This window comes from Chelatococcus composti (assembly GCF_014201415.1).
GTDB lineage: Bacteria > Pseudomonadota > Alphaproteobacteria > Rhizobiales > Beijerinckiaceae > Chelatococcus_A > Chelatococcus_A composti.
Window position 1 is genome coordinate 437,168 of sequence record NZ_JACHEH010000004.1, and the last position, 14,368, is coordinate 451,535.

At 70.3% G+C, this 14,368-nt stretch carries 16 protein-coding genes; 12 read left to right on the forward strand and 4 right to left on the reverse strand.

The genetic code is table 11. The features are described 5' to 3' along the window. Positions 1 to 5: 5 nt before the first annotated feature. The gene (locus HNQ73_RS10880; RefSeq protein WP_183334858.1) at positions 6 to 755 is read right to left on the reverse strand and encodes a 16S rRNA (uracil(1498)-N(3))-methyltransferase; all 750 of its coding nucleotides are present in this window, start codon (positions 753 to 755) and stop codon (positions 6 to 8) included. 218 nt (positions 756 to 973) lie between these two features. On the opposite strand from HNQ73_RS10880, the gene HNQ73_RS10885 reads away from it, so the two are divergent. After that, on the forward strand, positions 974 to 1,444 hold the full coding sequence (locus HNQ73_RS10885) for a hypothetical protein (RefSeq protein ID WP_183334859.1): 471 nt from the start codon (positions 974 to 976) through the stop codon (positions 1,442 to 1,444). Beyond that, entirely contained in the window at positions 1,441 to 2,388 is a 948-nt protein-coding gene (gene ubiA, locus HNQ73_RS10890; protein ID WP_183334860.1) for a 4-hydroxybenzoate octaprenyltransferase, read from the forward strand. The genes HNQ73_RS10885 and ubiA overlap by 4 nt, the downstream gene beginning before the upstream one ends. Positions 2,389 to 2,392: 4 nt before the next feature. Here ubiA and HNQ73_RS10895 read toward each other — a convergent pair whose 3' ends face one another. Continuing rightward, positions 2,393 to 2,893 carry a DUF6101 family protein gene (locus HNQ73_RS10895; RefSeq protein ID WP_183334861.1) on the reverse strand — a complete coding sequence of 167 codons (501 nt, stop codon included), beginning with the start codon at positions 2,891 to 2,893 and terminating at the stop codon, positions 2,393 to 2,395. 295 nt (positions 2,894 to 3,188) lie between these two features. Between HNQ73_RS10895 and HNQ73_RS10900 the strand changes: the two genes are divergently transcribed. From HNQ73_RS10900 to lpxK, 5 genes are all read left to right on the forward strand, one after another. Next, a complete protein-coding gene (locus HNQ73_RS10900; protein ID WP_183334862.1) occupies positions 3,189 to 4,010 on the forward strand; it encodes a 3'(2'),5'-bisphosphate nucleotidase CysQ in 822 nt (273 codons plus the stop codon). 64 nt (positions 4,011 to 4,074) lie between these two features. Continuing rightward, positions 4,075 to 4,317: a DUF4170 domain-containing protein gene (locus HNQ73_RS10905; protein WP_183334863.1), complete on the forward strand. Its 243-nt coding sequence runs from the start codon at positions 4,075 to 4,077 to the stop codon at positions 4,315 to 4,317. 16 nt (positions 4,318 to 4,333) lie between these two features. Further along, positions 4,334 to 5,056: a lysophospholipid acyltransferase family protein gene (locus HNQ73_RS10910; RefSeq protein ID WP_183334864.1), complete on the forward strand. Its 723-nt coding sequence runs from the start codon at positions 4,334 to 4,336 to the stop codon at positions 5,054 to 5,056. Positions 5,057 to 5,150: 94 nt separating this feature from the next. Next, positions 5,151 to 6,434, forward strand: a complete 1,284-nt coding sequence (locus tag HNQ73_RS10915) for a 3-deoxy-D-manno-octulosonic acid transferase (protein WP_244650105.1) — start codon at positions 5,151 to 5,153, stop codon at positions 6,432 to 6,434. 73 nt (positions 6,435 to 6,507) lie between these two features. After that, positions 6,508 to 7,530 (forward strand): tetraacyldisaccharide 4'-kinase, encoded by a 1,023-nt coding sequence (gene lpxK, locus HNQ73_RS10920; protein WP_183334866.1) that lies wholly within the window; start codon positions 6,508 to 6,510, stop codon positions 7,528 to 7,530. Positions 7,531 to 7,533: 3 nt separating this feature from the next. Here lpxK and HNQ73_RS10925 read toward each other — a convergent pair whose 3' ends face one another. Then, the gene (locus HNQ73_RS10925) at positions 7,534 to 7,758 is read right to left on the reverse strand and encodes a DUF2093 domain-containing protein (RefSeq protein ID WP_183334867.1); all 225 of its coding nucleotides are present in this window, start codon (positions 7,756 to 7,758) and stop codon (positions 7,534 to 7,536) included. Positions 7,759 to 7,846: 88 nt separating this feature from the next. After that, positions 7,847 to 9,439 carry an exodeoxyribonuclease VII large subunit gene (xseA, locus tag HNQ73_RS10930; RefSeq protein ID WP_183334868.1) on the reverse strand — a complete coding sequence of 531 codons (1,593 nt, stop codon included), beginning with the start codon at positions 9,437 to 9,439 and terminating at the stop codon, positions 7,847 to 7,849. 138 nt (positions 9,440 to 9,577) lie between these two features. Between xseA and HNQ73_RS10935 the strand changes: the two genes are divergently transcribed. From HNQ73_RS10935 to hisS, 5 genes are all read left to right on the forward strand, one after another. Continuing rightward, on the forward strand, positions 9,578 to 9,874 hold the full coding sequence (locus tag HNQ73_RS10935; protein WP_183334869.1) for an Rdx family protein: 297 nt from the start codon (positions 9,578 to 9,580) through the stop codon (positions 9,872 to 9,874). Positions 9,875 to 9,993: 119 nt separating this feature from the next. Continuing rightward, on the forward strand, positions 9,994 to 11,274 hold the full coding sequence (gene purD, locus HNQ73_RS10940; RefSeq protein WP_183334870.1) for a phosphoribosylamine--glycine ligase: 1,281 nt from the start codon (positions 9,994 to 9,996) through the stop codon (positions 11,272 to 11,274). 80 nt (positions 11,275 to 11,354) lie between these two features. After that, the gene (locus tag HNQ73_RS10945; RefSeq protein WP_183334871.1) at positions 11,355 to 12,263 is read left to right on the forward strand and encodes an alpha/beta fold hydrolase; all 909 of its coding nucleotides are present in this window, start codon (positions 11,355 to 11,357) and stop codon (positions 12,261 to 12,263) included. Then, on the forward strand, positions 12,260 to 12,718 hold the full coding sequence (locus HNQ73_RS10950; protein ID WP_183334872.1) for a GNAT family N-acetyltransferase: 459 nt from the start codon (positions 12,260 to 12,262) through the stop codon (positions 12,716 to 12,718). Before HNQ73_RS10945 ends, HNQ73_RS10950 begins: the two co-directional genes overlap by 4 nt. A gap of 89 nt (positions 12,719 to 12,807) precedes the next feature. Further along, complete coding sequence (hisS, locus tag HNQ73_RS10955) at positions 12,808 to 14,310, forward strand: histidine--tRNA ligase (RefSeq protein WP_183334873.1); 1,503 nt, start codon at positions 12,808 to 12,810, stop codon at positions 14,308 to 14,310. Positions 14,311 to 14,368: the final 58 nt, after the last annotated feature.

A 14,368-nucleotide genomic window follows, 5' to 3' on the forward strand; every position in this document is an offset into this window, starting at 1 on the left:
CGGTGTCAGGCCCCCGGCACCCAGTCGCCCAGCGTCGCCTGGACGAGAGCGAGCGCAGCGACGGCTGCCGTGTCCGCCCGCAGGATGCGCGGCCCCAGCGACAGGACGAGCACATTGTCGCGCCGCTTCAGGAAGGTGCGCTCCTCCTCGCTGAAGCCGCCTTCGGGGCCGATGAGCACAGCGAGCGGCCCTCTCCGTGCCGCTGAAAGCGCGGCGAGCGGGTCGGCGACCGGTGCGGCCTCGTCGCAGAAGACGAGAAGACGGTCGGGCCCGAGGGCCGCCACGGCCGCCGCGAGCGGCTGCTCCTCGCCGATCTCGGGCAGGGTGAGGATACCGCATTGCTCCGCCGCCTCGATGGCGTTGGCGCGCATACGTTCGATGTTGACGCGGCTCACCTGCGTATGGCGCGTGATCACGGGCCGGATGGCGGAGGCGCCCATCTCCACCGCCTTCTGCACCATGTAGTCGAGCCGGGCATGCTTGAGAGGCGCGAAGAGATAGTGCAGATCGCCGGGTGCGGGCTGGGGCCGCAGCCGGGCGACGACCGAGAGCTCCTCCGGCCGGCGGCGGCCAGCGATGACCTTTGCGTGCCACTCCCCCTCGCGCCCGTTGAAGACGAGGACGTCGGCACCCGCCCCGAGCCTCAGCACGTTACCGATGTAGTTGGCCTGCGCCTTGTCGAGCGGCACTGTTGCGCCCTCGGCAAGCGGGAAATCAACGAACAGGCGCGGCGCACGCGCGGAAATGTCAGGCAATTTTGATCTCCACCGGCTGGATATGCCCCAGCAATACGTGATAAGTCGGCCTGCACGCCACCCGCGAGAAAAGCCGCCACATTTGCCTGCTAGGGGCAAGCAGCCGGCGGGCGGAAGGTGGGCGCGACAGCGATGCCCGCTCGCCCCTTCGGGTGACGGCCGGATTGTTGCGGCGGGCCCGATGCGGTCGCCCCGTCGTCAATGGAAGGAAGACAGTCATGGTACGCAGCTTTCGGGCGCGTCTCACGATGGGCATGATGGCCGCCGCGGCCCTCGTTGCCCCGCTCATGCTCGGCCTCGGCACCACACCGGCGTCCGCCCAGGCCTCGGGCTGCGAGCAGATCACCGGCTTCCTCAACGAACGCAAGTCGATCGTCGAACGCATCAACAAGCTCGGCAAGCAGCCCAAGGCTTCCGATGCCTGCACCCTGCTCACCCGCCTGTCCAAGAACGGCAACGAGACCATGAAATGGGTCGATGCCAACAAGGACTGGTGCCAGATTCCGCAAGACTTCATCGACGGGCTGAAGGCCGACCACGCCAAGGTCACCAAGGTGCGCGGCCAGGCCTGCAGCGTCGCGGCCAAGCAGGCGCAGATGGAGAAACAGGCGCGCGAGCAGGGCCTGCTCGGCGGCGGGGGGGGTGACATCCTCACCGGGCCGATGCGTATTCCGCAGGGTGCGCTATGACAGCCGCGCCGCAGCCCTTCGACCAGCCGGTCGCGGATGCTGCAGCCGGCAACTGGGTGGACCGCTACGCGCCACCTGCATCGCGACCCTACCTGCGGCTCGCCCGCATGGACCGCCCGATCGGGTGGTGGCTCCTGCTGCTGCCGTGCTGGTGGTCGCTCGCGCTCGCGGCCATCGCCACCGGCACCGTCCCCAACCTCTGGTACGCCCTGCTCTTCTTCATCGGGGCGGTGGCGATGCGCGGCGCCGGCTCGACCTACAACGACATCGTCGACCGCGACCTCGACGGCATGGTGGCGCGCACGCGCATGCGGCCCCTGCCCTCCGGCCAGGTCAAGGTGGCCGGCGCGGCCGCATTCCTCGTGCTGCAGGCGCTCGTCGGCCTCGCCGTGCTGCTGCAGTTCAACGACTTCGCGATTCTCGTCGGCTTCCTGTCGCTGGTCCCGGTTGCCATCTACCCCTTCATGAAGCGCTTCATGTCGATGCCGCAGCTCGTGCTCGGCCTCGCCTTCGCATGGGGTGGCCTCATCGGCTGGGCGGTGGTGACGGAAACCCTCGCGGCGCCGGCCTATCTCGCCTATGCGGCGGCGATCTTCTGGACCATCGGCTACGACACGATCTACGCCCTGCAGGACATCGAGGATGATCCCATCGCGGGCATCAAGTCCTCGGCGCGGCTCTTCGGCAGCGAGGCTGCGACAGGCGTGGCGGTGTGCTACGCGGTGGCCGTGGTGCTCGTCGGGCTGGCAGCGCACATGGCCGGCGGCGGCCTCCTCGCCTTTGTCGCTGTGGGCGCGTTCGCTCTGCACCTTGCCTGGCAGGTGCGCTCCATCGAGCTCGACACCCCCCAGAAGGCCCTGCGCCTCTTCAAGTCGAACCGCGACGCCGGGCTGATCCTCGCGCTCGGACTCGCCGCCGACGCCCTGCTGCGCGCCTCGTTCTGAGCATTCAGTCCCGCGCCATCATGTCCCGGCCGTGAACGCGGACGGGGCGCAGCAGCGGCTTGCCGGTCTTGCGCCGCACGAGGAAGCGTGGCCGGCGGCCGCTGAGCAGCCCGTGACGGCGGCGGATGCGGATCGGCCCCAGCAGCAGCCGTCCGACCTGCGGGCGGGGGCAGACAAGCACCCCGTCCTCGCGCTCCAGCATCAGCGGCAGGCCCGAAGCCGCAGCGACGGCGCGCCAGACGGCAGCAATGTCGCCGTCGTCCCAGCGGCCGATGACGAGGTCCTGCCGCCGGTCCTGTCCGACGAGCACGAGCTCGAACATCTCGGCATCGCCCCCGTCCTGCGCGAAGCGTACGGCCACGCCCGTAAAGGTGCCTGTCGCAGCCGTGGTGACAACCCGCGCGCCCGGAAGCTTCATCACGATGTCGTTGAAGGAAATGGCTTCGCCGGTGGCGGGTTGCACATGGCAACCCGCCCCGGCGGCCGAGTGCTTTCCTGCCGCCATGTCGACGCCTCTTGTTCTGACGCTCCCGCGCGGCGCTCTCTTTTGTCGGAGCACTCGCGCCTTGTGCCGGCAATATTGCGCGCCAGCGGCCCAAAAGGCCTTAACGGGTTGGGTTAAGACCTTCTTGCCGCCGGCGTTTCGATGGGGATGCTCAACGAAACCTTTCTGCTCGCCGAGCGCGTTCGCGGCTGGGCACAGAGTGCGTGCGACAGCACGCCGCCCGGCTATTGCAGCGGTGGCGGGGGGCCTTTACAAGTCCGCCCATCCAGGAACGTCCAAAGAGCCTGCGGGGACGATGCTCGCCTCCCATCCGGACATGGCTGCCAAGCTGCGCGTCCTCTTCCGCGAGACGGCGCGCGAGGCTGGCCTTGCGGCGCTCTCCTATTTCCGCGCCGGGCAGACGACTCGGGCCGACGTGTGGTCGAAAGCCGGAGGCTCCCCAGTAACGGAGGCCGACATCGCGCTCGACCGGCTCATCGCCGAGCGGCTGCGCGAGGCCATGCCCGAGGCGGGGTGGCTCTCGGAGGAGACGGCGGACGACCCGTCGCGGCTCTCGAAATCCCTCGTTTTCGTGGTCGATCCCATCGACGGCACGCGCGCCTTCATGCAGGGCGGCCCCGACTGGGCGATCTCAATCGCTCTCCTGCAGGACGGGGAGCCGCTCGCTGCCATCCTTCACGCGCCCGCGCTCGGCGTGACCTATGAGGCCCACCGTGGCCTCGGCGCGCTGCGCAACGGCGAGCCTCTGCCCCGCCGTCTTGCGGAGGGAGCGGCGCATGCCCCCATGCGCGTCGCCGGCCCGGCCATGCTGACGAAGCGCCTGCTGCCCTCCTTCGGCGCCATCGACGTGGTGCCCAAGATCCCCTCGCTGGCGCTGCGCCTCGCGCGCGTGGCGGATGGCGCCCTCGACGTGGGCCTTGCCTCCGCCAACGCGCACGACTGGGACATCGCCGCGAGCGACCTCATCCTGTCGGAGACCGGCGTGGTCCTGACAGGTCTCACGGGCGAGCGCCCCGGCTTCAACCGGCCGAGCCCGGTGCACAGCCCGCTTGTCGCCTCTCCCGGCGCACTTCATCCACGCGTGCTCGACGCGCTCGCCGAAGGAGCGACGGCGTGAGCGCGCGTGGCCCGGCCGGGCCCCTCTGTCCATCAACCTCGACCATCACGGGATCTGTGAGATCATGAGCGAGACGACACCGAACAAGCAGCTTCTGCACCTCGTCTTCGGCGGCGAGCTGGAAAGCCTCGACGGCGTCACGTTCCGCGATCTCGACAACCTCGACATCGTCGGCATCTACCCGAACTACGCAACCGCCTACGCGGCCTGGAAGGCCAAGGCCCAGGCGACCGTGGACAACGCCCACATGCGCTACTTCATCGTCCACCTGCACCGCCTGCTGGACCCGACGGGGACATCGGCCTGAGACGGGGCCGGGCTCCATGGCGCTTCTCAAGCGGATCAGCCGGTCACGCCCCGTGCAGGCAGCCCTCGGGCGCCTGCTCTGCGGCTATCTGCGCCTCGTCCAGCGCACCAACCGCTTCGTCATGGAGCCTGCCGATATCTATGATCGCGTCGGGCCGATGATGCCCGTCATCGTCGCGATGTGGCATGGACAGCATTTCATGGTGCCTTTCGCACGCCGTCCGCAGGACAGGGCCGCGGCGCTCGTTTCGCGCCACGGCGATGGCGAGTTCAACGCCATTGCGCTCCAGCACCTCGGCATCCGGGCCATCCGCGGCTCCGGCGCGCGCGGGGCCAAGGTGCGCGAGAAGGGAGGCGCCGCGGCCGTGCGCCACCTCCTGCGTGCACTCAAGGACGGCGAGATGGTGGTGATGACCGCGGACGTGCCGAAGGTCTCGCGCGTCTGCGGCGAGGGCATCATCCTGCTGGCCAAGCTGTCAGGCCGCCCGGTGGTGCCCGTTGCCGTTGTCACCAGTCGCCGCATCGATTTCAACAGCTGGGACCATGCCTCCATCGGCCTGCCCTTCGGCCGCGGCGCCATCGTCATCGGCGAGCCGATACATGTTGCGCCCGACGCCGATCCGGGCGCCATGGAGCAGGCGCGCCTCGCGGTCGAGCGCAGCCTCGATGCCGTCCACGAACGGGCCTATGCCCTCGTGGGCTCCCGCGACCCCGGCGCCAAGCGGGCGGAGGCGGCCTGATGAAGACGTTGTCCACGCTTCGACCGGCCAAGTGCCCCGCGCGGCCCACCGAACGCCGGGGCCTGCCGGCGCCGGCACAGGGATGGGCGGCCGCATGACGCTGCCTCTGAAGCTCTACCGCATAGGCACCTCCCTGCTGGAGCCTGCGGCTGCGGCCCTCCTCGTCTCGCGCCGCAGGAAGGGCAAGGAGGATCCCGAGCGCATCGGCGAGCGCCGCGGTATCCCCGGCCTGCCGCGCCCGGCCGGGCGTCTCGCCTGGGTGCATGGGGCGAGCGTGGGCGAGGTCGTCTCGCTGATGCCGATTGTGGAGCGGCTGACGCGACGCGGCTTCCGCGTCCTCGTCACCTCCGGCACGCGCACCTCGGCGGCCGTGCTCGCCCAGCGCCTGCCGCCGGGGGCGGCGCACCAGTTCATGCCGCTCGACGTGCCGCGCTACCTGCGCCGCTTTCTCGACCACTGGCAGCCGGACCTCGTGCTCTTCGCCGAATCCGAGATCTGGCCGAATGCGGTCTTCGCGGTGCGCGAGCGGTCCATCCCGCTTCTTCTCGTCAATGCGCGCATGTCCGAGCGCTCCTTCCGGCGCTGGCGGCAGGCGCCCAAGAGCGCGCGGGCGCTGCTCGAGCAGTTCGACCTGTGCCTCGCCCAGTCGCAGGCGGACGGCGAGCGGCTCGCGCGCCTCGGCGCGCCGCGCGTCGGCATCGCCGGCAACCTCAAGTTCGACGTGCCTGCGCCGCCGGCCGACGCGCGCGCGGTGGCCAGTCTTTCGGGGATAATCGCGGGCCGCCCCGTCTGGGTGGCCGCCAGCACCCATGGCGGCGAGGAGGAGATCATCTCCCTTGTCCACCGGGCGCTGATGGAGAGGCGCCCGGGCCTTCTGACCATCATTGCCCCGCGCCATCCCGAGCGCGGCCCGGCTGTGGCCGACATCGCCCAGCGGGCGGGGCTCAACGTCGCCCTGCGCTCGCAGGGCGCCCTGCCGACGCGCGACGTCGACGTTTACGTTGCCGACACCATCGGCGAGCTGGGCCTCTTCTATCGCCTGGCGCCCATCGCCTTCATCGGCCGCTCGCTGGTGCCGCTCGGCGGACAGAATCCGATCGAGCCGGCGAAATTGGGCGCGGCGATCCTGCACGGGCCGCATGTCTACAACTTCGCCGACATCTATGCGGCCATCGACCGGGCCAACGGCGCCCTGCCCGTGGCCGACGCCGAGAGCCTCGCCCATGCGCTCGCCATGCTGCTGAAGGACACGGCGCGTACCAGGGCGATGGCGCGTGCGGCAGCGCAGACCGTCGAGAGCCTGAGCGGCGCGCTGGAGCGCACCATGCGCGCCATAGAACCCTACATCCTCCACATGGATCTGCGCAGCAACGGCTGATCTGCGCAGGGTCTCCATTGCGTCGCCACGATTGGGGGGCAATCCTGCGCCGAGCGGAATCGCGGGGGAGGCAATGAAGGCACCGGCATTCTGGTGGCAGGCGCGCCCGTCGCTCGCGGCCATGGCCCTGAGCCCCTTCGGTTCGCTCTATGGGGCGGTCACGGTGCGCCGCATGGCGCAGGACGGTGAGCCTGCCCCCCTGCCTGTCATCTGCATCGGCAACTTCACGGCCGGCGGCGCCGGCAAGACGCCCAGCGCCATCGCCGTCGCCCGGATTCTCGCCGGGCTCGGCGAGCATCCTGCCTTCCTCACGCGCGGCTATGGCGGCAGCCTCACGGGTCCCGTCGCCGTGAGCCCCGAGCATACGGCCACCGAGGTGGGTGACGAGCCGCTGCTCCTTGCCCGCCATTTCCTCACCATCGTCGCCGCGGACAGGCCGGCCGGCGCGCAGGAGGCCGACAGGCGCGGCGCCACCGTCGTCGTCATGGACGACGGGCTGCAGAACCCCGCCCTCGCCAAGGATCTCACCTTCGCGGTCGTCGATGCGGCCTTCGGCCTCGGCAACGGCCTGTGCGTTCCGGCGGGGCCGCTGCGTGCGCCGCTCGACCGCCAGCTCGCCCACGCCCATGCGGTCATCCTCATCGGCGAGGGGGAGCGCGGCGTCAGGATCGCACGCGCCGCCGCTGCCCGCGGACGGCCGGTGCTCAACGCCCGCCTCGTGCCCGATCCGGCAGTCGCGGCGAGCCTCGCCGGCCAGCGCGTCCTCGCCTTCGCAGGCATCGGCATGCCGGAGAAGTTCTTTGCCACCCTGCGCGGCCTCGGCGCGGAGGTCGCCGTGGCGCATGCCTTTGCCGATCACCAGCCCTTCGACGTCGCAACTGTCGAGGGGCTCGTCAGGGAGGCGGAGGCGAAGGGGCTGATGCCGATCACGACGGAGAAGGATGCGGTGCGCCTCCTGGCGCTCGGCAGCCGCACCGGCGTCCTGTCGCGCATCGGCACCCTGCCGGTCACGCTGCAGTTCGAGGCACCCGAGACGGTGGCCCAGCTCCTGCAGGCGGCCATCAGCCACTGGCGGGCACAGCGGGACGGAACCTGACGTTCAGCCCTGCTGCTGTTGCTGCCGGATTCGCTGCAACACCGCCTCGGGGGAGGAATACGCCTCCTGCAGGTCGACGCTCCAGTAGCGCAGCTCGTCGAGCGGGATGGGCTTGCCCGTCACGGCGCAGCGCACGAAGGCGCCGGGCTTGAGCACGCGAAAGTCGGCATCGAGATATTGCACGACGGCTTCGCCGCCCATGGGCAGGCGCGGATCGTGGCGGTTCATGGCACTCACCTTCTCGCGGGGGATGGCCCCTCGCCCCGTCATTAAGGACTGAACGGGTCAGGTTCAAGGCGCGATGCGGGCGGAAGCTTCAAGGGTCGAAGAGCGAGCCCTGCTGCATGGAGGGAGCAGCCCCTTCCCGCACCTTGCCGCGCGAGCGGGATGGCGCGCGTCCGGGCGCAGAGCCCTCGCCGCCGATGGTGGCCTGCCGCTCGCCGTCCGCCATCTGCAGGCTGACGGCCATGCCGTCCGTCAGGGCCGCGACGGAGCGAACGGGCCGGCGCGCCTCGTCCAGCACCACGGCATAGCCGCGGGCCAGCACCCCCTTGTGGCTGAGGCTTTCCAGGAGCTTCCAGCACGACTGCAGGCGCTCTCGCCGCTGGGCCAGCAGGGCGGCGTAGGAGCGCTGCACCCTGAGGCCCGCCAGGACGAGACGCTCGCCCGCATTCTGCCAGCGCTCCCTCACCGGGCGGAAGGTGAGCCGCGAAGCCTGCCGGTCGAAGTCGGCGCGCCGTCGCAGGGTGTTGGCAGCGAGCCCTGCCGCGAGGCGATGTTCGAGGCCCTGGAGCACGGCGGAGCGCTCCGCCAGCCGCGCATGCGGCGAGAGGCGGGCGAGGCGCTGGGCAAGCCGGTTGAGATCGCCCTCGTGCCGGCGGGCATTGGCCGTGAGGCCGTGGCGCAGGCGGCCGGCGGCAAGATCGAGCCGCTGGCGGGCCGGCGCCGTCAGGTCCTCGGGCCGCGGCAAGGCCCGCGCCAGGGCGCGCACGTCGGCGCGGCGCCGCTCAAGAAAGCGCAGGGCGGCGCCGAGATGGCGGCGCACCAGCGTGTCGACCTGCGCGATGAGCTCGGCGCGCACGGGCACGACCTTCTCGGCCGCGCCGGTGGGTGTAGGGGCACGCAGGTCGGCGGCAAGGTCGATCAGTGTCCAGTCCGTCTCGTGGCCGACAGCCGAGACGAGCGGAATCTCGCTCTCCGCCGCCGCGCGCACCACGATCTCCTCATTGAAGCTCCAGAGATCCTCCAGCGAGCCGCCACCGCGGGCGACGATGATGACGTCAGGCCGGGGCAGGGGGCCGCCCGGAGGAAGGGCGTTGAAGCCGCGGATGGCGGCCGCGACCTCGGCCGCGCTCGTCTCGCCCTGCACCCGCACGGGCCAGACGAGTACGTGGCGGGGGAAGCGATCGGCAAGGCGGTGCAGGATGTCGCGGATGACGGCACCGGTCGGCGAGGTCACGACGCCGACGACTTCTGGCAGATAGGGCAGCGGCCGCTTGCGGCGCTCGTCGAACAGCCCCTCGGCCGCGAGCTTGCGTCGCCGCTCCTCGAGAATGGCCATGAGGGCGCCGACGCCGGCCGGCTCGATGGTCTCGACGACGATCTGGTATTTCGACGAGCTGGGAAAAGTGGTGATGCGCCCCGTCACCACCACCTCGAGCCCCTCCTGGGGCTTGACCTTGAGGCGGCTGAAGACGCCCTTCCAGATCACCGCATCGATGCGCGCGCCTTCGTCCTTCAGCGAGAAATAGCAATGGCCGGAGGAATGCGGGCCGCGATAGCCGGACACCTCGGCACGCAGGCGCACGAAGCCGAAGGCATCCTCCAGCGTGCGCTTCAGCGCGCCGGACAGCGCGCTGACCGTCCATTCCTGCACGTTGGAAGGGGGAGTCGGATCCGTCTGATTCATGGGGGGCAGGATAGGCGTTCGGGTCCGAAAGGGAAACGCCGCGCGCCGGCCGTCCCCCGTGGCTCCCTTCAGCGTCGGCGCCTGCGGTTGACACAACGCCCGCGACGCCCGTTTGCTCCGCGCCGGAGGATGAGCGACATGAACGACGACACGACCGCGCCCGCAAAGCCACGCATCGTCATCACCTATTGCACCCAGTGCAACTGGCTGCTGCGCGCCGGCTGGATGGCGCAGGAACTCCTGTCCACCTTCGCCGTCGACCTCAGCGAGGTGTCGCTCGTTCCCGGCACGGGCGGCGTCTTCCACATCACCTATGACGGCGAGACCATCTGGGAGCGCAAGCGCGACGGCGGCTTCCCGGACGTGAAGACGCTGAAGCAGCGCGTGCGCGACAGGCTCGACCCGCAGCGCGATCTCGGCCACCTCGACCGCTGAGGCGGCTCTCGGGTTCTGTCTCCCGCCGCCGGCGGGCGCCGGCACGGGGCATTGCCATGGGCCGCTGCAGCCGGTAGGACGCGCGGCAAGATCAATCGGCGCCAAGCAGGGGCGAACCCATGAACCTCCTCCTCATCGGCTCGGGCGGGCGCGAGCACGCGCTCGCGTGGAAGCTCTCGGCAAGCCCGCTCTGCGACCGGCTCTTCATCGCGCCCGGCAATCCAGGCACGGCCGCCTGCGGCGAGAATGTCGCGCTCGACGTGGCCGATCACGCCGCAGTCGTCACCTTCTGCCGCGACAGGGCCATCGATCTCGTCGTCGTCGGTCCGGAAGCTCCGCTCGTCGCAGGACTAGTGGACGATCTCGCCGAGGCCGGCATCAAGGCCTTCGGCCCGCGCAAGGCAGCCGCGCAGCTCGAGGGCTCAAAAGCCTTCACCAAGGAGCTGTGCCGCGAGTTTGGCATCCCGACAGCCGCCTTCGCGCGCTTCACGGACGAGGCCGCCGCCCGCGCCCATGTGCGCGAGGCCGGGGCACCCATCGTTGTGAAGGCGGATGGTCTCGCCGCCGGCAAGGGAGTCGTCGTCGCCGAGACGGTGCGGGAGGCCGAGGAGGCCATCGCCATGATGTTCGGCGGCGGGCTCGGCGCGGCGGGCACGGAGGTCGTTATCGAGGAGTGCCTTGTGGGCGAGGAGGCAAGCTTCTTCGCCATCGCCGACGGCAAGACGGCCATCCCCCTCGCCTCGGCCCAGGACCACAAGCGTGTCTTCGACGGTGACCGCGGCCCCAACACCGGCGGCATGGGCGCCTATTCGCCCGCTCCCGTCATGACACCCGCACTCGAGCGGGAGGTGATGGAACGCATCATCCTGCCGACGGTGGCCGGCCTCGCCGCACGCGGCACGCCCTATGTCGGCGTGCTCTACGCCGGGCTGATGATCACGGCCCAGGGGCCGAAGCTCATCGAGTACAACGCACGCTTCGGTGACCCGGAATGCCAGGTGCTGATGCCGCGCATGAAGAGCGACCTCGTGCCCGTCATGCTGGCAGCGTGCGACGGCATGCTGTCCGACGTCGACGTGCGCTGGTGGGACGACGCGGCCCTCACCGTGGTGATGGCCACGAAGGGCTATCCGGGCGCCGTGGAGAAGGGCTCCGTCATCCGCGGGATCGCCGAGGCAGAGGCGCTCGACGACGTTATCGTCTTCCACGCCGGCACGAAGGATGACGGCGGCCGCATCGTGGCCAACGGCGGGCGGGTGCTCAACATCACGGCGACGGGGCGCACGGTGAAGGAGGCGCAGACCCGCGCCTACGAGGCGGTGGCGCGCATCGACTGGCCGGAAGGCTTCTGCCGCTCGGACATCGGCTGGCGGGCCGTGGCGCGCGAGGAGAAGGCCTGACGGCAGGCCGTCGGGGCCGGCAGCATTTCATCCTCCTGCGCGCAGCCTGTATAACCTGACCCTGCGACAGGAGGATTGCCATGCCCGATCTCGCTGATCTCTTCCCCGGCTTCCAATCCCACTGGATCGACACGGAAGCCGGGCGCATCTTCGCCCGCTCGGCCGGATCGGGGCCGCCGCTCGTGCTGGTGCATGGCTTTCCGCAGACGCACGTCTGCTATCACCGCATCGCGCCGAAGCTTGCCGAGCATTTCACCGTGGTGCTGATGGACCTGCGCGGCTACGGCTGGTCCTCGGCCCCTGAGGGTGACGGCGGGCGCGAGACCTACACCAAGCGGGCGATGGGTCGCGATGTCGTTGCCGTCATGGAAGCGCTTGGGCACGTGCGCTTCTCCTTCGTCGGGCACGACCGGGGTGCCCGCGTCGGCTACCGGTTGGCGCTCGACGAGCCGGGCCGCCTCGACAGGCTGGTGCTGCTCGACATCCTGCCCACCTTCCACGTCTGGAAGCTGATCGAGGCCGGCAAGAGCCCGGCCGCGCACTGGGAGTTCCTTGCCCGCCCGGCGCCCGAGCCGGAGACGGCCATCGGCAAGGATCCCCTGCCCTATTTCGAGGACCTGCTGATCCGCTGGTCGAAGACCAAGGACCTGACGGGCTTCGACCCCCGCGCACTCGCCCACTACCGCGCCAACTGGAACGAGCCGACACGCATCCACGCCTTCTGCGAGGACTACCGCGCCGGCAAGACGACGGACGTGGCGCAGGACGAGGCCGACCTCGCGGCCGGCCGGACCATCTCCGTGCCGACACAGATTATCTGGGGCGAGTTCTATCTCGTCACCGCGGACAAGAACCCCCTCGAGGTGTGGCGCGAGACCTTCGCCCCCGGTGCGACCGGCACCATGGTCGATGCCGCCCATTTCGTCGTCGAGGAAGCGCCGGAGGAGGTGCTTGCCGCGATGATCCCCTTCCTCGAGGGCAAGGCATGAGGTTCCGTGACGCGACCGAGGCGGACCTTGCTGCCGTCGTCGCCCTGCTCGCCGACGACCCGCTCGGCGCCACCCGCGAGTCGCCGGGCGCCGAATTGCCGCCCGCCTATGCGGAAGCCTTCGCGGCCATCGCCGCTGACCCCAACAACCGCCTGATCGTGGCGGACGACGAGGGGGCGGTGGTCGGCTGCCTGCAGCTCACCTTCATCCCCGGCCTCACCTATACGGGCGGCTGGCGGGCGCAGATCGAGGGCGTGCGCATCGCCCGCAGCCACCGCGGCCGTGGTCTCGGGCGGGCGATGTTCGAATGGGCCATCGGCGAGGCGCGCGGGCGTGGCTGCCGGCTGGTGCAGCTCACCACCAACAAGGCGCGGCCGGACGCGCTGCGCTTCTATGAGAACCTCGGCTTCGTCGCCAGCCACGAGGGCCTGAAGCTCGACCTCGCGACCGGCTGAGATTTGCGGGTTGCCGAGCACGCGGGGATGACATCCCCCTTTGCCTGCGCTAGGACGCGGGGCAACGTCAGAAGGTTCGCGTTTCCGCCATGTCCGACAAGCCGAAGACCAGCAACAAGCTCCTCGCGCGCCTGCCGCGCGGCCTCGTCGACCGCACGCCGGGCGACATCGCCGCGACCGACAGGATGCTCGCCGCCATCCGCGAGATCTATGAGCTCTACGGCTTCGAGGCGGTGGAGACGCCGCTCATCGAATACACCGACGCGCTCGGCAAGTTCCTGCCCGACCAGGACCGCCCCAACGAGGGCGTCTTCTCCTTCCAGGACGATGACGAGCAGTGGCTGTCGCTGCGCTACGACCTCACGGCGCCGCTCGCCCGCTACGTCGCGGAGCACTTTGACACGCTTCCCAAGCCCTATCGCAGCTATCGCTGCGGCTGGGTTTTCCGCAACGAGAAGCCGGGCCCCGGCCGCTTCCGCCAGTTCATGCAGTTCGACGCCGACACCGTCGGCACGGCGAGCGTCGCGGCCGACGCCGAGATCGCCATGATGATGGCCGACACGCTGGAGCGGGTGGGCATCAGGCGCGGCGACTATGTGGTCAAGGTCAACAACCGCAAGGTGCTCGACGGCGTTCTGACAGCCATCGGCCTCGCCGGTGAGGAGAACGCGGGCAAGCGCCTCACGGTGCTGCGCGCCATCGACAAGCTCGACAAGTTCGGGCCGGAGGGCGTGCGCCTCCTGCTCGGCGAGGGGCGCCGCGACGAGAGCGGCGACTTCACCAAGGGCGCGGGGCTCGAGGCCGCCGCCATCGAGCGCGTCCTGGCCTTCACCGCCGCCAGGGGCGCCGACACGGCCGCGACGATTGCCAATCTCGCTGCCGTCGTGGGCGAGACGCCGCAGGGCACCGAGGGCGTAGCCGAGCTCGAGCAGATCGGCGCGCTCGTGGCGGCCGCCGGCTACGACGACGGCCGCGTCGTCATCGACCCCTCCGTGGTGCGCGGGCTCGAATACTACACCGGCCCCGTCTTCGAGGCGGAGCTGACCTTCGACGTGCCGAACGAGAGGGGCGAGATCGTGCGCTTCGGCTCCGTCGGCGGTGGCGGACGCTATGACGGGCTCGTCTCGCGCTTCCGTGGCGAGCCGGTACCGGCCACGGGCTTCTCCATCGGCGTCTCGCGCCTGTTCTCGGCGCTGAAGGCAATCAGGAGCCCGCTCGTCACCGATGCGGCGGGGCCTGGACCGGTCGTGGTGCTCGTCATGGACCGCGAGGAGATCGGCCACTACCAGCGCATGGTGGCGACGCTGCGCCAGGCCGGCATCCGGGCCGAACTCTATCTCGGCACCTCCGGCATGAAGGCGCAGATGAAGTATGCCGACCGGCGCGGCGCGCCCTGTGTCGTCATCCAGGGCTCCAACGAGCGCGCGGCCGGAGAGGTCACCATCAAGGACCTTGCCCTGGGCGCCGAGCTCGCCAGCCTCGGCAAGGATCGCGAGGACTACCTGCAGAAGCAGGCCGAGGCCCAGTTCTCCGTGAAGGAGGCGGAGCTGGTCGATGCCGTGCGGCGGGTGCTGGCAAGACGGGCGGCCTGACGGTCGCCCCCTCTCCTTTCCGTTCACCCTTCGGCGCGAAAGCGGTCGCATCCGGCGG